The organism is Aeromicrobium sp. Leaf350 (assembly GCF_916858655.1).
GTDB lineage: Bacteria > Actinomycetota > Actinomycetes > Propionibacteriales > Nocardioidaceae > Aeromicrobium.
Window position 1 is genome coordinate 1534969 of the sequence record NZ_CAKASL010000001.1, and the last position, 19257, is coordinate 1554225.

The following is a 19257-nucleotide window of genomic DNA, read 5'->3' on the forward strand; positions in this document are numbered from 1 at the left end:
GCCGTGGCGGGGGGGACCCTCTCAGCTGGCGGAGGCCGGGGTGCCGGCCTGCACGACGCGGGTCGTGCGGCGCTCGGCCCAGAAGCTGACGACGGGGATGGTCGCGAGCAGCATCGTCGTGATCGTCATCTTCGGCTGCCACCGGTAGCGGCTGGCGATGATCGCGATGAGCACCAGCAGCGCCATGAACAGCACGCCGTGCACCTGGTCGATCGTGAAGATCAGGTCCTCGTTCAGGTTCCACCACGACGTCGGATCGGTGACGCGCTGCGCGACGGCCGCCGTGATGACGAAGATCAGGTTGAGACCGACCACGGTCGCGACGACCTGGTAGGCGCGCAGGATGCCGGGAGTGCTGTGCTGCTCCGACGGGGATCCGGGGTTCTCGCTCACGAGGTCAGGCTATCGACCGGGTCGGAACGCACGGGTTCCGCGTCGTCCGCCGGAGCCGAGCCGCGCTCACGCCGGGCGCGCTCGTTGGCCACGACGTCGCGCCCCATGCGCCACCACATGAAGAGCGCGAAGAGCCCGAAGACCCACCACTGCATCGAGTACGCGAGGTTGCGCATGCCGACGGTCCAGGAGACCTCCGGCTGCGGCACGTCGGCCAGCGCGAGACCTCCGGCCACCTCGGTCGAGGTCGAGATGCCGAACCCGGGGAAGAGCGCGTAGGGCAGCTCGTTGACGAGCGACGGCACCCGGACCGCCGCGATGACGACGGCGTCGGCACCCGAGGTGGTGTCGCCCGGGTCGGCCGGCTCCCCAGGCTCCAGCACGACCCGCATCGACTGCTCGCCGGTGGGCGGCTCCGGGAGCTCGCCCGCCTCGGGGCTGAAGCCCCGCACGACCAGCAGCGCGGTGTCGTCGGCGCCGTCGAGCAGCAGCGGGGTCAGCAGCCAGTACCCGTCGGTGCCGTCGGTGACCCGTCCGGAGACCCAGTGCTGCTCGTCAGCGGGGGCGAACGTGCCGGTGACCGTGACCGGTCGGTGGTTCATGGTGTCGAGGAACGGGTCGCCCGGCGTCCAGACCTCGGCGACCGGCACCGTCGGCACCTCCTGCCGGTCGGCACGCTCGTTCTCCTGGCGCTGGTCGTACGCGCCGAACTGCCACGAGCCACCGACGAAGCAGATGACCGCCGCGACGACTGCCAGCGCGTGCAGCCCCCACATGGGGGGCCGCACCCACAGGCGGAACGTGCTGTCGCGGCGCACGGGTCAGGAAGCGGCGTACGGCGCGACGTCGGGGTAGAGCGGGAAGCGCTCGGCCAGGGCGGCCGTGCGCTTGCGGAGCGAGTCCAGGTCGGCGCCCGGCTTGAGGGCCTCGGCGATGACGTCGGCGACCTCGGTGAACTCCTCGGCGGCGAAGCCGCGGGTGGCCAGGGCCGGCGTGCCGATGCGGAGACCCGAGGTGACCTTCGGCGGACGCGGGTCGTTCGGCACCGCGTTGCGGTTGACCGTGATGCCGACCTCGTGGAGGCGGTCCTCGGCCTGCTGGCCGTCGAGCTCGGAGTTCCGCAGGTCGACCAGCACCAGGTGCACGTCGGTGCCGCCGGACAGCACCGAGACGCCGGCCTCGGCGACGTCGGACTGCGTCAGCCGCTCGGCGATGAGGTGCGCGCCCTCGATCGTGCGCTGCTGGCGCTCGTTGAAGCCGGGCTCGAGCGCCATCTTGAACGCCACGGCCTTGGCCGCGATGACGTGCTCGAGCGGTCCGCCCTGCTGGCCGGGGAACACGGCCGACTGCAGCTTCTTGGCGACGTCGAGGTCGTTGGACAGGATCGCTCCGCCCCGCGGACCACCCAGGGTCTTGTGGGTCGTGGTCGACACGACGTGCGCGTGGGGGAGCGGGCTCGGGTGCAGACCGGCGGCCACCAGCCCGGCGAAGTGCGCCATGTCGACCCACAGGTAGGCGCCGACCTCGTCGGCGATCTCGCGGAACTTCGCGAAGTCGAGCTGGCGGGGGTACGCCGACCACCCGGCGATGACGACCTTGGGACGGTGCTCGAGCGCGAGGCTGCGCACCTCCTCCATGTCGACCAGGCCGTTCTCGTCGACGTGGTAGGCCGCGACCTCGTACAGGCGGCCGGAGAAGTTGATCTTCATGCCGTGCGTCAGGTGGCCGCCGTTGGCCAGGTCGAGACCGAGGATCGTGTCACCGTGGCGAGCGATCGCGTGCAGCACCGCGGCGTTGGCCGTGGCGCCGGAGTGCGGCTGCACGTTGGCGTACTCGGCGTCGAAGATCTGCTTGAGACGGTCGATCGCGATCTGCTCGACCTGGTCGACGACCTCGCAACCGCCGTAGTAGCGGGCGCCGGGGTAGCCCTCGGCGTACTTGTTCGTCAGGACGCTGCCCTGCGCCTCGATCGCGGCCACCGGAGCGAAGTTCTCCGAGGCGATCATCTCGAGGGTGGTCTGCTGGCGGCGCAGCTCGGCGTCGAGCAGCGCGGCGATCTGGGGGTCGGCCTCGGCCAGGCGCGCGTTGTGGTCCATGCCCCGAAGGATATCGGCCGGTGCGTGGCCCCAGGAAACCGATCGGTCAGGGGCGCTTGTGCGTGGCGGCGAGGACGGCCGCCTGCGTGCGCCGCTCCAGGCCCAGCTTGGCCAGCAGCTGCGAGACGTAGTTCTTGACCGTCTTCTCGGCCAGGCTCATCGCCTCGGCGATCTGGCGGTTCGTCATGCCCTCGCCGATGAGGTCGAGGATGCGCCGCTCCTGTGCGGTCAGCCGCGCGAGCGGGTCGTCGCTGTGGCCGTTGCGGATGCGCTCGAGCACCTGCATCGTGATGGCCGGATCGAGCAGCGACTGCCCGTCGGCGACGCGGCGGACCGCGTCGACCAGGTCGTTGCCCCGCACCTGCTTGAGGACGTATCCGGCGGCGCCGGCGATGATCGCGGCGAACAGGGCGTCGTCGTCGTCGTACGACGTCAGGATCAGGACCTTGATCGAGGGATCGGCCGAGCGGACGTCGCGGCACACGTCGATGCCGGAGCCGTCCGGCAGGCGGCCGTCGAGCACGGCGACGTCCGGCTTGAGCTTGAGGATGGCCGGGATGGCCTCGGCCGCGGTGCCGGCGTCACCGACGACGTCCAGGCCCGCGCTCTCCAGCAGTCCACGCAAGCCGTGACGAACGACCTCGTGATCATCGAGGAGAAATACGCGTACTGCCGAGTCGTCCATGTGTCCATGGTGCGGGATCGGAGGGTCAATTGCACGGTCGAGGACCCCCGAAGGTCACGGAACTTGGTCACACGAAGACGCGACCTTCGGCCGCTGTGGGGCCCGGTCAGGCGGTGCCACGATGGGAATCGGCACCCCGTGCCGCAGCAGTCGGCGCAGGCCCCGGACGGTTCTCCCCCGTCCGTCTGCGCCTCGGACCGAGCGTCCTCCCACGCCCGCCCCGCAGCCCCCGCCCCGGCGGGGGCTTCTGCGTCTCGTGCCCCGTGAGGCGCGGACGGTGGGCCGAGGCTCTCGGCATGGCAGGATAGGGCGACGTGAAGGGCATCATTCTCGCCGGTGGTTCGGGCACGCGACTGCATCCGATCACGCTCGGCGTCTCCAAGCAGCTCGTCCCCGTCTACGACAAGCCGATGGTGTACTACCCGCTGTCGACGCTGATGCTCGCCGGGATCGACGAGATCCTGGTCATCACGACGCCGCACGACGCCCCTGGTTTCCACCGACTTCTCGGTGACGGATCGCAGTTCGGCATCTCGCTGACGTACGCCGAGCAGGCCTCGCCCGACGGCCTGGCCCAGGCCTTCACGATCGGTGCGGACTTCATCGGCGACGACACGGTGGCGCTCGCGCTCGGCGACAACCTGCTCTACGGACCCGGCCTCGGCGGCCAGCTGCAGCGCTACAACGACATCGTGGGCGGCGCGGTGTTCGCCTACTGGGTGAGCGAGCCGAGCGCGTACGGCGTCGTGGAGTTCGACGACTCGGGCACGGCCGTCTCCCTCGAGGAGAAGCCGGCCGAGCCGAAGAGCAACTTCGCGGTCCCCGGCCTCTACTTCTACGACAACGACGTGGTCGAGATCGCCCGCAACCTCCAGCCGTCGCCCCGCGGCGAGTACGAGATCACCGACGTCAACAAGGCCTACCTCGACCGCGGCCAGCTGCAGGTCGAGGTCCTTCCCCGCGGCACCGCGTGGCTCGACACCGGCACCTTCGACCAGATGACCGACGCTGCCGAGTACGTGCGCACCATGGAGCGCCGCACCGGCCTGCGCATCGGCGTGCCGGAGGAGGTCGCGTGGCGTCGCGGCTTCCTGACCGACGACGAGCTGCGCGTCCGCGGCGAGAAGCTCAAGAAGTCCGGGTACGGCTCGTACCTGCTGACCATCCTCGAACGGGGGAAGTGACCGATGTCCCGCCTGCTCGTCACGGGGGGTGCCGGTTTCATCGGCTCCAACTTCGTGCACCACGTCCTCGACCACACCGACCACCACGTCACGGTGCTGGACGCCCTGACCTACGCGGGCAACCGCGCGTCGCTCGAGGGCCTGCCCGAGGACCGCTTCGCGTTCGAGCACGGTGACATCACCGACGCCGAGCTCGTCGACCGTCTCGTCGGCGAGGCCGACGCGGTCGTGCACTACGCGGCCGAGTCGCACAACGACAACTCGCTCGACAACCCGCGCCCGTTCCTCGACACCAACATCATCGGCACGTACACGCTGCTCGAGGCGGCCCGCAAGCACGAGACCCGCTTCCACCACATCTCGACCGACGAGGTCTACGGCGACCTCGAGCTCGACGACCCGGAGCGGTTCAGCGAGTCGACGCCGTACAACCCGTCGTCGCCCTACTCCTCGACCAAGGCCGGCAGCGACCTGCTGGTCCGGGCGTGGGTGCGCTCGTTCGGGGTGCAGGCCACGATCAGCAACTGCTCGAACAACTACGGCCCGTTCCAGCACGTCGAGAAGTTCATCCCGCGTCAGATCACCAACGTGATCCGCGGCATCCGGCCCAAGCTCTACGGCGCCGGCGAGAACGTGCGCGACTGGATCCACGCCGACGACCACTCCTCGGCCGTGCTGACGATCCTCGACCGCGGGCAGATCGGCGAGACGTACCTGATCGGCGCCGACGGCGAGAAGAACAACAAGGACGTCGTCGAGCAGATCCTGACGACGATGGGCCAGCCCGCCGACGCGTACGACCACGTCACCGACCGCGCCGGCCACGACCTGCGGTACGCGATCGACTCCACCCGCCTGCGCACCGAGCTCGGCTGGCAGCCGCAGTACCAGGACTTCGAGGCCGGCCTCGGCGCCACGATCGACTGGTACCGCGAGAACGAGGCCTGGTGGGCGCCGGCGAAGGACGCCACCGAGGCGTTCTACGCGTCCAAGGGTCAGTAGGTGACGACCTTCGGTCGCGACCTCGAGGTCCGCACGACCCCGATCCCCGGCCTGCTCGTCGTCGACCTGCCGGTGCACGGCGACGACCGCGGCTGGTTCAAGGAGAACTGGCAGCGCGAGAAGCTGACGGCGCTCGGCGTGCCCGACCTCGGTCCGCTGCAGAACAACATCTCGTTCAACGACGCGGTCGGAACGACGCGCGGCATCCACGCCGAGCCGTGGGACAAGTTCATCTCGGTCGCGACCGGCCGCGTCTTCGGTGCCTGGGTCGACCTGCGTGAGGGCGACTCCTTCGGCGCCGTCTTCACCACCGAGATCCGGCCGGACGTCGCGATCTACGTGCCCCGCGGCATCGGCAACTCCTACCAGTCGCTCGAGCCCGACACGGCCTACACGTACCTCGTGAACGACCACTGGTCGCCCGACGCGGAGTACACGTTCCTGAACCTCGCGGACGAGACCGTCGCGATCGACTGGCCCATCCCGCTCAGCGAGGTCACGCTGTCGGACAAGGACCGGGAGCACCCGCGGCTCGCCGACGTCGTGCCGTTCGCGCCCCGCAAGACGCTCGTCACCGGTGCCTACGGCCAGCTCGGTCAGGCCCTGCGCGCTGCCCTGGGTCACCTGCCTCACGTCGAGCTCACCGACGCCGACGAGCTCGACCTGACCAGCGACCTCACCGACGCCCGCCCGTGGCGCCAGTACGACACGATCATCAACGCCGCCGCCTACACCGCGGTAGACCAGGCCGAGACGCCCGAGGGCCGCGTGCTCGCGTGGAAGGTCAACGTCGAGGCGGTGGCCCGTCTCGCGCGCATCGCCCGCGACCACCGCATCACGCTGGTGCACGTCTCCAGCGACTACGTCTTCGACGGCACGCAGGAGCTGCACACCGAGGACGAGTCGCTCTCGCCGCTCGGCGTCTACGGTCAGACGAAGGCGGCGGGCGACGCGATCGTGGCGACCCTCCCGCGTCACTACCTGCTGCGCACGAGCTGGGTCATCGGTGAGGGCAACAACTTCGTCCGCACCATGGCCTCGCTCGCGGAGCGGGGCATCGACCCGACCGTCGTCGACGACCAGCACGGCCGCCTGACCTTCACCGACGACCTCGCCGCCGCGATCGTGCACCTGCTGACCACGCGCCCGCCGGCCGGTACGTACAACGTGACCGGGGCCGGCGAGATCCGCTCGTGGGCCGACATCGCGAAGCAGGTCTACGAGCTGACGGGCCACGACCCCGCGCGGGTCACGCCGGTCTCGACGGCCGACTACTACGCGTCCGCCACCGGCCCGATCTCACCTCGTCCGACGCACAGCGCGCTCGACCTGGGCAAGATCACCGCCACGGGGTTCACGCCCCGCGACGCGGACGACGCCTTGCGCGCCTACCTGGCCTGACCGCTGATCTGAGCAGGGGACCTCGGATGACCACGACCGACCGGCGCCCCACCGAGGGTCGGCGACGCCGGTCCGCACGACGGCCGATGTTGGTGCTCCTCCTCACCGCCCTGCTCGTCGCGGTGCTTCCCACCGCGAGCGCCTCGGCCGCGACGCGCTACGTGAGCCCGCCGTGGAGCGGGGCGATCTACGCGGAGGACGAGGCCGGCGCCACCCACCTGACGTTCCAGCAGTGGCAGGCGGCCGGTCAGCCGGCGCCCGAGCGGGCCGGTGCCCGCTACGTGAAGACCTCGTGGTCCCCGGTCGTGTGGGGCGTCGCGGACATCGGCGGACCCGACGGTCTCGTGCAGCCGCTGACGGCTGCGCAGTACGCCACCGTGGGGCATCCCGCCGTCGAGGTCGTCGGACACGCGCCCGGATCGCAGTACGTGCGCCACCCGTCGTCACCCCAGGTCGTCGTCCTGCTGCCTGACGGGAGCCGCCGCCAGCTGACGGACGCCCAGTGGCGGGAGGCCGGCTCTCCGGCGGCGGCCGATGCCGACCGCGGGTACTACAAGGCTCCGTGGAGTGCGGCCATCCACGAGGTCACGCGGGCCGGCGCGGTGCGTCAGATCGGGTTCGCCGAGTGGGCGGCCGCGGGCACGCCCACCCCGGCGGCGCCGCGCATCACCTACGCCCGCACCTCGTGGTCGGATCGGGTCTGGGGCCTCATCACGTGGAGCACCGACCCGGCCGTCACGACCGTGCACCAGTCGGCGCCGCTGACGTGGGAGGAGTACGTCGCCGCCGGCCGTCCCGGGGTCGGGGTGGTCGGCCACATCCCTGGCTCGTCCTACGTCGCCTACACCTCGGAGCCGTCCGCCGTCTACGCGATCACCCCCGACGGAGCGCGGCACCGGCTCACCGCGGCGCAGCACGCGGCCGCGGGCAACCCCGCTGTGACGCCCCACCCCGGTGGCTGGGTCAGCGTCCCGTGGGCGCCGGACATCTTCTTCCTGAACGACCTGGGCGCGCCCGGCGGCCAGGCGGTCGACGCCGCGAGCTGGGCGGCGGCGGGGTACCCGGCTCCTCGCTCGGTGACCTCGATCCCCGGTGGCGAGTTCGTGCAGTACCAGTTCAGCTCGCTGATCTACCACCACGCGTACGGACGCTCGATGCGTGTGCCGTACGCCGGATGGGTCGCCGCGGGCGGACCGTCCCCGCGCATCGTGACCCACCCGAACGGCGTCCCGACCTTCGAGGGCCACGTCGTGCCCAACAAGTCCTTCGCCCTGCCGGCCTGGTTCGACCCGGGTGGCATCCACCCGACCGTGTCGGCCTCGTTCGCGGCGATGCAGGCCGACGCCGCCCGGTCAGGCATCTCGCTGCGGATCGTGTCGGGCTACCGCTCGTACTCGTACCAGGCGGGCCTGTACCAGCGCCGGGTGGTGAGCAGCAGCGTCGCCGAGGCCGATCGTTACGTCGCCCGGCCCGGGCACTCCGAGCACCAGACCGGGCTCGCCCTCGACATCAACTCGACCTCGCCCTCCTTCGCGGGCACGCCGGAGGGACGGTGGCTGGCCGCGAACGCCCACCGCTTCGGCTTCGTGATCCGGTACCCGGCCGGCAAGGAGCACGTCACGGGCTTCGCGTACGAGCCGTGGCACGTCCGCTACCTCGACCCCGCGCTGGCCACCCACCTGTACGTCAACGGCCTCACGGTCGAGGAGTACTTCGCGATCCCCTCGCGCTACTGACGCGCCCTTTCCAGGAGCGAGTTACACGCGTGTAGTTCTCCACAGGTGTGTACACAGCTGGGGAGAACTTCGGTCAGCTCTCGCCGTCCCCAAGACCGTCGACGGGCTGCACCTGCACGTCGTCCACCGTGTGGTCCTCGTCGAGCTGCACCAGGACCTGGGACTCGGGGAACTGGCGCGGCGCGGCGAACGCCAGCAGGACCGCGTCGGCGAACACGGCGGACGACACGAGCGTGAGGTCGTCGCGCAGGTCGGTCGGCTCCGCGACCGCCTCGTCACCGACGGCCTCCTCGATCTCGCTCGCGACCTCGTCGCGGATCGCCTGCCACCGGTCAGAACCCAGCTCGAGGAGACGCTCAGTCGTGCCGACGAGGGCGTCGAGGTCGACGTCCTCACCGGCCTCGAGGTCCTCCAGCTCGGGGTCGACGTTGAGCGTCAGCTCCTCGCCGGTCGCGGCGAGGCGCCCCGTGGCGACGACGAACCCGTCGTCGACCTCCGCCGTGGTGATGGCGTCGAGCACGACGAGGGCGTCAGCGAGGGACTGCAGGTCGGAGGTCATGGAACGAGCCTAGGACCCCCACCCCCGGGTGGTGGTCGTCGTCAGCCGCAGCAGCCCCCGGCTGAGGTCTCCTCCTCGAAGGCGCCTGAGCCACCGCACACGCCGGTGTCGGGAAGCGTCAGCTCGACCCGGGCCGCGGCCTCGTGATCGCCCGCGATCGCGGCGGCGACCGAACGTGTCTGCTCGAAACCGGTCAGGGCGAGGAAGGAGGTGGCCCGGCCGTAGGACTTCATGCCCACCGGGTAGAAGCCGGGCTCCGGCTGGGCCAGCTCGGTGGCACCGTGCGGGTAGACCGTGCCGCAGGAGTGCTCGTTCGGATCGATCAGTGGCGCGAGGGCGCGCGGCGACTCCAGCACCGGGTCGAGGTCGAGACGCAGCTCGGTCAGGAACGACAGGTCGGGGCGGAAGCCCGTGAGCGCGACGACCTCGTCGACGTCGTCGACCCGGACTCCGTCGTCGGACGTCAGCGCGAGACGGCCGTCCGGGCCGGAGTCGACGCGGGCGGTGCGGAAGCCGGTGACGGTCGTGACCGTGCCGTTCTCGACGGCGTTCCTCGCCTGCTGACCGAGCTCGCCGCGAGCGGGAAGCTCGTCCTGCCCGCTGCCGGCGAAGGCGGCCCCGACCGCCGGGCGGCGGACGAGCCACGTCACCCGGGTGCCGGGGTGCTGCTCGGCCATCGCGGCGAGTCCGATGAGCACGCCCTTCGCCGAGGCGCCCGTCCCGGCGACGACGACGTGCCGGCCGGCGAAGCGCGCCGCGACGGCATCGACGGTGAGGTCCGGCATGCGGTAGGTGACGCGGTCGCTCGCCTCGGGCTCGCCGATCGCCGGATACCCGTCGCTGCCGAGCGGGTTGGGGCTGCTCCAGGTGCCGGACGCGTCGACCACCGCGCGGGCGGCGACGGCCTCGCGGCCAGCCGGCGTGCGGACGTGGACGATGAACGCCGATGCGTCGCGGCCGGAGGTCACCAGACGGTCGCGGCCCGAACGCGTCACCGCGACGACCTGGTGGCCGAGCCGCACGCTGTCGCCGAGCGCGGCCGCCAGCGGATCCAGATAGGTCTTGACCCAGTCGTGGCCGGTCGGGTGGCGTCGCGGGTCGGGTGCATCCCATCCACGGTCGGCCAGGAGCTTCTCCGCTGCCGGGTCGACCAGCTCGGACCAGGGAGAGAACAGGCGGACGTGCCCCCAGTCGCGCACTGCCGCACCCGCGGCGGAGCCGGCCTCGAGCACGAGCACCGGGACGTTCCGCGTGCGCAGGTGCGCCGCAGCAGCCAACCCGGCGGGCCCGGCCCCGATCACGACCACAGGCAGGTTCGCGGTGTCCTCACTCATGACCGACACCTTCCTGGACGCCGAGGCTCTCGATCAGCCGCTCGACGCGGGCGCGGATCTCGTCGCGCACCTCGCGCACGATCTCGATGCCCTGACCCGCCGGGTCGGTCAGCACCCAGTCCTCGTAGCGCTTGCCGGGGAAGAACGGGCACTCGTCGCCGCAGCCCATCGTGATGACGACGTCGGACGCCAGCACGGCGTCGTCGGTGAGCTTCTTCGGCTGTTCGCCGGCGATGTCGATGCCGATCTCCGCCATCGCCTCGACGGCGACGGGATTGACCTGGTGGCCGGGCATCGAGCCGGCGGACCGGACGGCGATGCGGTCACCCGCGAGGTGGGCGAGGAACCCGGCGGCCATCTGGGACCGGCCGGCGTTGTGGACGCAGACGAACAGGACGGTGGGGATGCTCATGCGGTCTCTCCGGTCGGGGTGAAGTAGCGGCGTGACCAGAGGGCCACGTAGACGAGGCCCACCAGCACCGGCACCTCGATCAGCGGACCCACGACGCCCGCGAGGGCCTGGCCCGAGGTGGCGCCGAAGGTGCCGATCGCGACGGCGATGGCGAGCTCGAAGTTGTTGCCGGCCGCGGTGAAGGCGAGCGTGGCGGTCTTCGCGTAGCCGAGGCGGAGCGCGCGGCCGACGGCCATGCCGAGGGCGAAGGTGATCGCGAAGTAGGCCAGCAGGGGCAGGGCGATGCGGACGACGTCGAGCGGGTTGCTGGTGATCGCGTCACCCTGCAGGGCGAAGAGCAGCACGATCGTGAACAGCAGGCCGTAGAGCGCCCACGGACCGATGCGTGGCAGGAACGTGGTCTCGTACCAGTCGCGCCCCTTGGTCCGCTCGCCGACGACGCGCGTCAGGAACCCCGCCAGCAGCGGGATGCCGAGGAACACCAGGACACTGGCGGTGATGGCGCCGATCGAGAACTCCGCGCTGGTCGTCGAGAGGCCGAGCCACTCCGGCAGAGTCTGCAGGTAGAACCAGCCGAGCGCGGCGAAGGCGACGACCTGGAAGACGGAGTTGATCGCGACCAGAACGGCGGCGGCCTCGCGGTCGCCGCACGCCAGGTCGTTCCAGATCATGACCATCGCGATGCAGCGGGCCAGGCCCACGATGATGAGACCCGTGCGGTACTCCGGCAGGTCGGGAAGCAGCAGCCAGGCGAGAGCGAACATCAGGGCGGGGCCGACCAGCCAGTTCAGCGCGAGCGAGGCTCCGAGGAGCTTCCGGTCGCCGGTGACCCGCCGCGTCTCGTCGTAACGGACCTTCGCGAGCACCGGGTACATCATCACGAGCAGTCCGACGGCGATCGGCACCGAGATCGAGCCGATGGTGAACGACTCCAGGCCGTCGACCAGACCCTCCCACGTGCGTCCGAGCAGCAGTCCGACGGCCATGGCCGCGGCGATCCAGACCGGCAGGAACCGGTCGAGGGTCGAGAGCCTCACGGCGGTGTCAGGGGCGACGCCGGTGGTCGGCTGGGTCATGGGAGTCCTTCATCGAAGTTCGTCGATCCAGTGGAACCCTACCCATTCATCGACGGATGTCAATGTATAGGGCATACTGGGTCCATGGTCACGGAGCTCCCGGTCGTCGACGTCACCGACGCGTGCTGCGCCTCCGTCGTGGGCGAGGCGATGGACGCCGACACGGCAGCCACCCTCGCCTCGAAGTTCAAGGCCATCGGCGACCCCACCCGCCTGCGTCTGTTGTCGCTCGTCGCAGCCCACGAGGGCGCCGAGGCGTGCGTGTGTGACCTGACCGAGCCCGTCGCCCTGTCGCAGCCGACGGTCTCGCACCACCTCAAGGTCCTGGTGGAGGCCGGCCTCCTCACCCGTTCGAAGCGGGGCACGTGGTCTTACTACGCCTTGGTGCCCGGCGCGCTCGACGACCTCGCAGACCTGCTCCGCACACCTCTCACGGTCTGAGCATGGAACCGGTCGCCGTCGACATCCGACCGATCGCGGAACCCGACTGGGACGACGTGCGGCGCATCTACGCCGACGGCATCGCGACCGGGAACGCCACGTTCGAGACGGAGGTCGCAGAGCGCGAGGACCTCGAAGGGCGCTGGGTGACGGGACAGGTCTTCGTCGCCGTGATCGCCAATCGCGTGGTCGGCTGGACGTCGGTCTCGCCGACGTCGACGCGCGCGTGCTACCGAGGCGTCGGGGAGACGTCGGTGTACGTCGACTCCTCGGTGCGGGGGCGTCGGGTCGGTCGACAGCTCGTCGCTCACCAGGTCGCTGCGGCCGAAAAGGCCGGGTTCTGGACCCTGCAGACGTCCATCTTCCCGGAGAACGTCGCCAGCCTCCGGATCCACGAGGCCGCAGGATTCAGGGTCGTCGGTCGCCGCGATCGGATCGCGCAGCTGCACGGGGTCTGGCGCGACACGATCCTGCTCGAGTGGCGCTCGGCCGGCTCAGGTTCCTAGCTGCCGGCGCACGACCGCACGACCGCCGAGACCGAGCGCCAGCACGGCCACCCCCGCCAGGACCGACTCCCACGGAAGCGTCGCTGCCAGCACGAGGCAGCCGACGGCACCGACGACCTGCAGCACCCGCGGGTAGCGACGGTGGTCGGGAGCCTGGCGGTAGGCCGACACGTTGGCGACCAGGTAGTAGAGCAGCACCCCGAACGACGAGAACCCGATCGCCCCACGCAGGTCGACCACCGCGACCACGGCGCAGATCACGACGGCGACGAGAATCTCCGCGCGGTGCGGAACCGCGAAGCGCGGGTGCACGACCGCCAACGTCGAGGGGAGGTCGCCGTGCCGTGCCATCGCCAACGTCGTGCGGCCGATCCCGGCCACCAGGGCGAGCAGCGCCCCGAGCGTCGCAGCCGCGGCGGCCCCGCGGACCCAGGGCCCGGTCCAGTCCCAGCCACCGGCGCGGGCCGCGTCGACCAGCGGCTCGGCGGAGGCGGCGAGCCCGTCAGGTCCGAGCACGGCGAGCACGCTCCAGGCGACGGCCGCGTAGACCAGGAGGGCGATCGTGAGCGAGGCGACCACGGCTCGGGGGATGACGCGTGCCGGGTCGCGCACCTCCTCACCGAGGGTCGCGATGCGGGCGTACCCGGCGAAGGCGAAGAAGAGCAGCCCGGCCGACTGGAGGACTCCGTACACACCGCCGTCGACGGTGAGGGCGAGCGACGGTCCGGCTCCGTCGGACCGCGCTGCCGACGCGGCGACGATCACCAGCCCGAGGACGGCGAGCACCCCGACCACCAGGACCTTCGTGACGGCAGCCGTGCGGTGCACACCGAGGCAGTTCACCGTCGTCACGGCCACCACCGCTGCGATGCCGATCGCCTTCTCCCACCCGTCGGGCGCCACGTAGGCGGCGAGCACCATCGCCATCGCGGCACAGCTGGCGGTCTTGCCGACGACGAATGCCCACCCGGCGAGGAACCCGGCAGTCGGCCCGATCTGCTCGCGGCCGTAGAGATATGTGCCTCCGGCCGAGGGGTACTGGGCCGCCAGCTGCGCCGACGAGGTCGCGTTGCCGAGCGCGACGACTGCCGCGATCACGAGCCCGATCAGCAGACCCCCACCGGCCGCGGTGGCGGCGGGCGCGAACACCGAGAAGACGCCGGCGCCCATCATCGAGCCGACACCGATCGCGATCGCGTCGCCCAGGCCGAGCCGTCGGGCGAGCGGAGCGGGTGCGGTCATCCCGTCATCCTGCTGGACGAAGATGGCCGCCCGGTGTCCACCGTCCGGAGTGGCGGATGGACTCGGTCAGGGTCGGTGATCCCGGCGTGCCGTCGGCGCATGGTCCGGCGGCAGCGCGGGGTTGCCCCGCATACCGAGCACGGCGCCCGCGATCGTCAGCACCCGAGCGACCAGCCAGACGAGACCGCGCAGTGCTCGCCAGGCCAGACCGAGGGTCCTCCTCAGCACCGCTTTCATGCGCACCATCCGATCACGCCGTAGACCTGATCGATCATGGCAGGAAGTTCGCGACTAGCTGGAGCGTTCCGCGGGGTCCCTACGTGCACCCACCGCGAGACCTTGCGCGGTGACTCATCCGCGACGCAGCCGAGCGCAGCGCCTAGCTCGACTGCACCGCGAGGACGACGGTCAGCACCCCGACGGAAGCCGTCATCACGACCATCGCGATACGCATCCGTCGGGCTTGGATCGCGAGGAAGTCATCGCTCGCGTCAAGACGCGCCAGGGCCCGCATGCCCCGGAAGAGGCTCTCCCCGTACCGAAAGAACGCGGCGGTGAACAACGACAGGATGACGACTGGTGCGACCCATCCCAGGGTCTCGAGCATGGACGGAACTCTAGTCTCAAGTGGTGAGCTGAATAGCCGACCGTTCTCCAGATCGACGCCCCGATCTCTGGGCCTAAACTCCAGCCGTGGCTGAATCCGACCTCTCCCAGTTCCGCCAGAAGCTGTCTCCGCATCGCAAGCAGTTCGGGCAGTCCTTCTACATCTCCATCTTCGTCAGCGTCGGGACGGCCATCATCGGGACCGAGGTGGGAACGAGCAGGATGCCGATCTGGCACGTATTACAGGTCTTCTTGGTCGTGGCCACATTGACGTTCGGCGTCCTCTGGCTCTTCAGTGTCCGCTGGAAGGACAGCGAACCTGACCCGTCCTGACCACGGGAGAGCCCCGGCGTGGCGTCGGGGCTTCGACTGCTCGAACGAACCAGGCCGGTGCTGAGAGGATGGGGCCGGGCAATCGTTCGGCGTTCACCGATTACCCTCCGCTCATGCAGTTCTTCCACGTGTCCTCGGTGGGCAACCGTGCCTCCATCGAGTCGTACGGGCTCGATTGGACCTTGATGAACACGGCCCCGGGTATCGCCGGGAGTGCTTCGTCGGAGGTTGAGGGGTGCTTCCTGTGCCGTGACTTCGAAGTCGAGTGGTTCGCGAACGTCATCAACAACACCGGCGGTGCCGTTGACGTGTGGTTGGTGGACAGAGTCAACGCCGATGAGCTGCTTCCGGATCCGGATGGAAGCGGGCATCTTTACTGGCCAGGCCGGATCCCTTGCGATCGGCTCACTCTCGTGCGGACTGTCGACGCTCATCAGCAGACTGACTAGGTGCATCGAAGAGGAGCCCCCCCCCCGACGGGTCCTCGGAGATGAGGTCGACGAGCGACAGCGCTCGGAATCTCAGATGGAGCTGGTGGTGGAGCCTAGGGGACTCGAACCCCTAACCCCCTGCTTGCAAAGCAGGTGCGCTACCAATTGCGCCAAGGCCCCGTGGTGGGTCGAACGCTACCGCGATCAGACCCGGTCGGTGGTCTTCGACCACGGATCGTCGGCGGGACGACGGCCGCGGGCGATGGCCCAGGCCACGCCGGCGACGGTGAATCCGACGGCCAGGATCTTCTTCATGCCGACCTCCAGACGAAGGTGTGGTGGTGGGCCCAGCTGGACTTGAACCAGCGACCTCTTCCTTATCAGGGAAGCGCTCTAACCGAGCTGAGCTATGGGCCCGTAACAGCGATGAACTCTATCCCACGAGCACCGCCGCGAACGAATCGGGTCAGCCCCGATCGCGGAACGTGACCTGCACGCCGCCGACGAGATGGGTCGCCGCGTTGTAGAGCCGCGCCCCGATCGCTGCCAGCGCCGTCATGAGCACGACGTTGATGACCGAGAGCACCAGCGTGAGTCCGACGACGCGACCGAAGCCGAGATAGTTCTCGACGTCGAACGTGCCGTCTTCGCTGCTGAGCACCGAGTTCACGGTGTCGTTGAGGTTGTCCCAGACGCCCGTGACGTTCAGGACGACCCAGAACACCGTGACCGCGACGACCGCCACGATCATGAGGGCCGTCGAGATCACGAACGCGAGCTGCGTGACCGACCACGGGTCGACGTGCACCAGGCTGAGACGCGCCTGCCGGGTGACCGACGACTCGGGGCTCGACTGCGGCATGACGGGCTCCTGCTTCGGCTCGACCGGCTCGTCGGTGACCCGCGGGAAGACCGAGGTCGAGGCCGGGTCGCCCGCGACGGTGCGGGCGTAGTCGGCCGCCGTCATCGGCCGGCTCGGCGGCGTGGTCGAGGTCGAGGTCGAGGACGTCTGGTCGTTGCGCGCCGACGACGAGGTGGTGGCGGTCTTCTTCGCCGCCGGCTTCCGGGCCGGTGCCTTCTTCGCCGCGGTCTTCTGCGGCGACTTCTGGGCCGGCTTGGAGACCGCGCGGTCGGGCGTCACGTCGTCCGCCGGCGGGTCGTCGGCGGGCGGGTTCTCGTCGCGGGACGCACCGTTGCCGGTGGTCGGGGGACGGGGCACGGGGCCGGGCTCCTGGTCCTCGCTCACGCCTCTGCCTCACCCTCCGTCGACTCGGGCGACTCCTCGTCACCCTCCGTGGCCACCGGCTCCGCGTTGCGCGCAATCGTGACGACTCGGTCGTCACCCTTGAACTTCACGAAGCTGACTCCCATCGTGCCACGGCCCGTGGGATTCACGCCGGAGACGAGGCTACGGGTGATCTGGCCATTCGACGTCACACTGATGACGTCGTCGGTGTCGCGGAGCACCAGACCGCCGACGAGCTCGCCGCGCGTCTCGCTGATCTGCATCGCCTTGATGCCGATGCCGCCGCGGCCCTGGAGCCGGTACTCGCCGACGAACGTCTTCTTGGCGAAGCCGCCGTCGGTGACGGTGAAGACGTAGAGCTTCTCCTCGTCCGGCACCTCCTCCTCGTCGAGGGCGGCGTGCCGGGCGCGGATGACCGAGAGCGACAGCAGCTCGTCCTCACCGCGGAACTTCATGCCCGTGACGCCGGAGGTGGCGCGACCCATGGGCCGCAGCTGCTCGTCGTCGGCCCGGAAGCGGATGGCCTGCGCGTGCTTGGAGATCAGCAGCAGGTCGTCGTCGGCACTGACGACCTCGGCACCGATCAGCTCGTCGTCCTCGTCGCGGAAGTTGATCGCGATGACGCCGGCCTGACGCGGGCTGTTGTAGTCGGCCAGTCGCGTCTTCTTGACCAGGCCCTTGCGCGTGGCGAGCACGAGGTACGGCTCCTGCTCGTAGTCGCGGATCGCGAGCACCTGGGCGATCTGCTCGTCCGGCTGGAACGACAGCAGGCCGGCGACGTGGCCGCCCTTCGCGTCGCGCCCCGCCTCGGGCAGGTGGTACGCCTTCGCGCGGTAGACGCGCCCGGCGGTCGTGAAGAACAGGATCCAGTGGTGCGCCGTCGTCGGGAACAGGTGCTCGACGTAGTCGCCGTCGCGCAGCTGGGCACCGCGCACGCCCTTGCCGCCGCGGTTCTGCACCCGGTACAGGTCGGTCTTGGTGCGCTTGGCGTAGCCGCCGGCCGTGATCGTGACCACGACCTCCTCGTCGGGGATGAGGTCCTCGTCGGAGAGGTCGCCGTCGGCGGGGATGATGCGCGTGCGGCGGTCGTCGCCGTACTTGTCGACGATCTCGGCCAGCTCGGTCGAGACGATCGAGCGCTGACGCTCGTCGGAGCCGAGGATGTCGAGGTAGTCGGCGATCAGGCGCTCGAGCTCGGTGAGCTCGTCCATGATCTTCTGACGCTCGAGGGCCGCGAGGCGACGCAGCTGCATCTCGAGGATCGCGTTGGCCTGCAGCTCGTCGATCTCCAGCAGGCCGATCAGGCCCGTGCGAGCCTCGTCGACCGTGGGGCTGCGGCGGATCAGCGCGATGACGTCGTCGAGCGCGTCGAGCGCCTTGGCCAGACCGCGGAAGATGTGCGCGCGCTCCTCGGCCTTGCGCAGGCGGAACTCCGTGCGACGGCGGATCACGCTGATCTGGTGCGTGATCCAGTTCGAGATGAAGCCGTCGAGGCTCAGCGTGCGCGGGACGTCGTCGACGATCGCGAGCATGTTCGCGCTGAAGTTCGTCTGCAGGTCGGTGAACTTGTAGAGGTTGTTCAGCACGACCCGGGCGACGGCGTCGCGGCGGATCTCGACGACGATGCGGCGGCCGACGCGCGAGCTGGACTCGTCGCGCAGGTCGGAGATGCCCTGGAGGCGCCCGGAGTTGACCAGCTCGGCGATCTTGCGCATCAGCGCATCGGGGTTGACCTGGTACGGCAGCTCCGTGACGACGAGCTGGATCCGGCCCTTCGTGTCCTCCTCGATGTTGACGATCGCGCGCATCGTGACCGAGCCACGACCCGTGCGGTACATCTCCTCGATTCCGCTGGTGCCGACGATGAGGCCGTGCGACGGAAAGTCGGGGCCCTTGATGCGCTCGATCAGCGCGGCCTGCAACTCCTCGCGCGACGCACCCGGGTTCGCCAGCGCCCACTGGGCACCCTCGGCGACCTCGCGCAGGTTGTGCGGCGGGATGTTGGTGGCCATGCCGACCGCGATGCCGGCGGAGCCGTTGACGAGCAGGTTCGGGATGCGCGACGGGAGCACCGTCGGCTCGGCGGACCGGCCGTCGTAGTTCGGCTTGAAGTCGACGGTCTCCTCGTCGATGTCGCGCACCATCTCCATCGCGATGGGCGCGAGCTTGCACTCGGTGTACCGCATCGCGGCGGCCGGGTCGTCGCCCGGCGAGCCGAAGTTGCCCTGGCCGAGGATCATCGGCGCGCGCATGACCCACGGCTGCGCGAGGCGCACGAGGGTGTCGTAGATCGCGGTGTCGCCGTGCGGGTGGTACTGACCCATGACGTCACCGACGATGCGGCTGCACTTGCTGAAGCCGCGGTCGGGGCGGTAGCCGCCGTCGTACATCGCGTAGAGCACGCGGCGGTGCACGGGCTTCAGGCCGTCGCGCACGTCGGGCAGCGCACGCGAGACGATCACGCTCATCGCGTAGTCGATGTACGAGCGCTGCATCTCCTCCTGCAGCTCGACGGGTTCGATCCGGTCGCGCTCGATCGGGGTGTCAGTCACGTGTCAGTCCTTCGGGAGGTAC

General features: G+C 70.1%; 20 protein-coding genes and 2 tRNA genes. 8 read left to right on the plus strand and 14 right to left on the minus strand.

Annotated features, from left to right (window positions below; genetic code table 11):
• Positions 1 to 21: 21 nt before the first annotated feature.
• Genes LO931_RS07730 through LO931_RS07745 form a run of 4 tightly spaced genes read right to left on the minus strand, consistent with a single transcriptional unit; the run spans position 22 to position 3174 of the window.
• Positions 22 to 393, minus strand: a complete 372-nt coding sequence (locus tag LO931_RS07730; protein WP_229052723.1) for a DUF3817 domain-containing protein — start codon at positions 391 to 393, stop codon at positions 22 to 24.
• Positions 390 to 1211: an SURF1 family protein gene (locus LO931_RS07735; RefSeq protein WP_229052725.1), complete on the minus strand. Its 822-nt coding sequence runs from the start codon at positions 1209 to 1211 to the stop codon at positions 390 to 392. The genes LO931_RS07730 and LO931_RS07735 overlap by 4 nt, the downstream gene beginning before the upstream one ends.
• Before the next feature lie 3 nt (positions 1212 to 1214).
• Positions 1215 to 2489 (minus strand): serine hydroxymethyltransferase, encoded by a 1275-nt coding sequence (gene glyA, locus LO931_RS07740; protein WP_229052727.1) that lies wholly within the window; start codon positions 2487 to 2489, stop codon positions 1215 to 1217.
• A gap of 46 nt (positions 2490 to 2535) precedes the next feature.
• A complete protein-coding gene (locus tag LO931_RS07745; RefSeq protein WP_229052729.1) occupies positions 2536 to 3174 on the minus strand; it encodes a response regulator transcription factor in 639 nt (212 codons plus the stop codon).
• Between the two features lie 314 nt (positions 3175 to 3488).
• Between LO931_RS07745 and rfbA the strand changes: the two genes are divergently transcribed.
• From rfbA to LO931_RS07765, 4 genes are read left to right on the plus strand one after another with little or no spacing between them, the layout of a single operon-like run.
• Positions 3489 to 4358 carry a glucose-1-phosphate thymidylyltransferase RfbA gene (rfbA, locus tag LO931_RS07750; protein WP_229052732.1) on the plus strand — a complete coding sequence of 290 codons (870 nt, stop codon included), beginning with the start codon at positions 3489 to 3491 and terminating at the stop codon, positions 4356 to 4358.
• A 3-nt stretch (positions 4359 to 4361) separates the two neighbouring features.
• On the plus strand, positions 4362 to 5360 hold the full coding sequence (gene rfbB, locus LO931_RS07755) for a dTDP-glucose 4,6-dehydratase (protein ID WP_229052733.1): 999 nt from the start codon (positions 4362 to 4364) through the stop codon (positions 5358 to 5360).
• Positions 5361 to 6761, plus strand: a complete 1401-nt coding sequence (locus tag LO931_RS07760) for a bifunctional dTDP-4-dehydrorhamnose 3,5-epimerase family protein/NAD(P)-dependent oxidoreductase (protein ID WP_229052735.1) — start codon at positions 5361 to 5363, stop codon at positions 6759 to 6761.
• A 26-nt stretch (positions 6762 to 6787) separates the two neighbouring features.
• Entirely contained in the window at positions 6788 to 8497 is a 1710-nt protein-coding gene (locus LO931_RS07765) for a D-alanyl-D-alanine carboxypeptidase family protein (protein WP_229052736.1), read from the plus strand.
• A 73-nt stretch (positions 8498 to 8570) separates the two neighbouring features.
• Here LO931_RS07765 and LO931_RS07770 read toward each other — a convergent pair whose 3' ends face one another.
• From LO931_RS07770 to arsB, 4 genes are read right to left on the minus strand one after another with little or no spacing between them, the layout of a single operon-like run.
• A complete protein-coding gene (locus LO931_RS07770) occupies positions 8571 to 9056 on the minus strand; it encodes a hypothetical protein (RefSeq protein WP_229052738.1) in 486 nt (161 codons plus the stop codon).
• A gap of 41 nt (positions 9057 to 9097) precedes the next feature.
• The gene (locus tag LO931_RS07775) at positions 9098 to 10390 is read right to left on the minus strand and encodes an FAD-dependent oxidoreductase (protein ID WP_229052740.1); all 1293 of its coding nucleotides are present in this window, start codon (positions 10388 to 10390) and stop codon (positions 9098 to 9100) included.
• The gene (locus tag LO931_RS07780; RefSeq protein WP_229052742.1) at positions 10383 to 10802 is read right to left on the minus strand and encodes an arsenate reductase ArsC; all 420 of its coding nucleotides are present in this window, start codon (positions 10800 to 10802) and stop codon (positions 10383 to 10385) included. The genes LO931_RS07775 and LO931_RS07780 overlap by 8 nt, the downstream gene beginning before the upstream one ends.
• On the minus strand, positions 10799 to 11878 hold the full coding sequence (arsB, locus tag LO931_RS07785; protein ID WP_229052743.1) for an ACR3 family arsenite efflux transporter: 1080 nt from the start codon (positions 11876 to 11878) through the stop codon (positions 10799 to 10801). The genes LO931_RS07780 and arsB overlap by 4 nt, the downstream gene beginning before the upstream one ends.
• Before the next feature lie 84 nt (positions 11879 to 11962).
• Here arsB and LO931_RS07790 point away from each other — a divergent pair, with 84 nt between their 5' ends.
• Together LO931_RS07790 and LO931_RS07795 are read left to right on the plus strand one after the other, a co-directional pair.
• On the plus strand, positions 11963 to 12319 hold the full coding sequence (locus LO931_RS07790) for a metalloregulator ArsR/SmtB family transcription factor (protein WP_229052745.1): 357 nt from the start codon (positions 11963 to 11965) through the stop codon (positions 12317 to 12319).
• 2 nt (positions 12320 to 12321) lie between these two features.
• Positions 12322 to 12825, plus strand: coding sequence for a GNAT family N-acetyltransferase (locus tag LO931_RS07795; RefSeq protein ID WP_229052747.1), 504 nt, complete (start codon positions 12322 to 12324; stop codon positions 12823 to 12825).
• Here LO931_RS07795 and LO931_RS07800 read toward each other — a convergent pair.
• Together LO931_RS07800 and LO931_RS07805 are read right to left on the minus strand one after the other, a co-directional pair.
• On the minus strand, positions 12814 to 14067 hold the full coding sequence (locus LO931_RS07800) for an APC family permease (protein WP_229052749.1): 1254 nt from the start codon (positions 14065 to 14067) through the stop codon (positions 12814 to 12816). The two genes, LO931_RS07795 and LO931_RS07800, sit on opposite strands and share 12 nt — an antisense overlap.
• Before the next feature lie 379 nt (positions 14068 to 14446).
• Entirely contained in the window at positions 14447 to 14674 is a 228-nt protein-coding gene (locus LO931_RS07805) for a hypothetical protein (protein WP_229052751.1), read from the minus strand.
• 86 nt (positions 14675 to 14760) lie between these two features.
• Between LO931_RS07805 and LO931_RS07810 the strand changes: the two genes are divergently transcribed.
• Both LO931_RS07810 and LO931_RS07815 read left to right on the plus strand, forming a co-directional pair.
• A complete protein-coding gene (locus LO931_RS07810) occupies positions 14761 to 15006 on the plus strand; it encodes a hypothetical protein (protein WP_229052753.1) in 246 nt (81 codons plus the stop codon).
• Between the two features lie 113 nt (positions 15007 to 15119).
• A complete protein-coding gene (locus LO931_RS07815) occupies positions 15120 to 15455 on the plus strand; it encodes a hypothetical protein (RefSeq protein WP_229052754.1) in 336 nt (111 codons plus the stop codon).
• 86 nt (positions 15456 to 15541) lie between these two features.
• Here the strand turns inward: LO931_RS07815 and LO931_RS07820 are convergent.
• From LO931_RS07820 to gyrA, 4 genes are all read right to left on the minus strand, one after another.
• Positions 15542 to 15617 (minus strand) — tRNA-Ala (locus LO931_RS07820).
• Positions 15618 to 15776: 159 nt separating this feature from the next.
• Positions 15777 to 15854, minus strand: a tRNA-Ile gene (locus tag LO931_RS07825).
• A gap of 49 nt (positions 15855 to 15903) precedes the next feature.
• Entirely contained in the window at positions 15904 to 16683 is a 780-nt protein-coding gene (locus tag LO931_RS07830) for a DUF3566 domain-containing protein (RefSeq protein WP_229052755.1), read from the minus strand.
• The gene (gene gyrA, locus LO931_RS07835; RefSeq protein WP_255657802.1) at positions 16680 to 19235 is read right to left on the minus strand and encodes a DNA gyrase subunit A; all 2556 of its coding nucleotides are present in this window, start codon (positions 19233 to 19235) and stop codon (positions 16680 to 16682) included. The genes LO931_RS07830 and gyrA overlap by 4 nt, the downstream gene beginning before the upstream one ends.
• Positions 19236 to 19257: the final 22 nt, after the last annotated feature.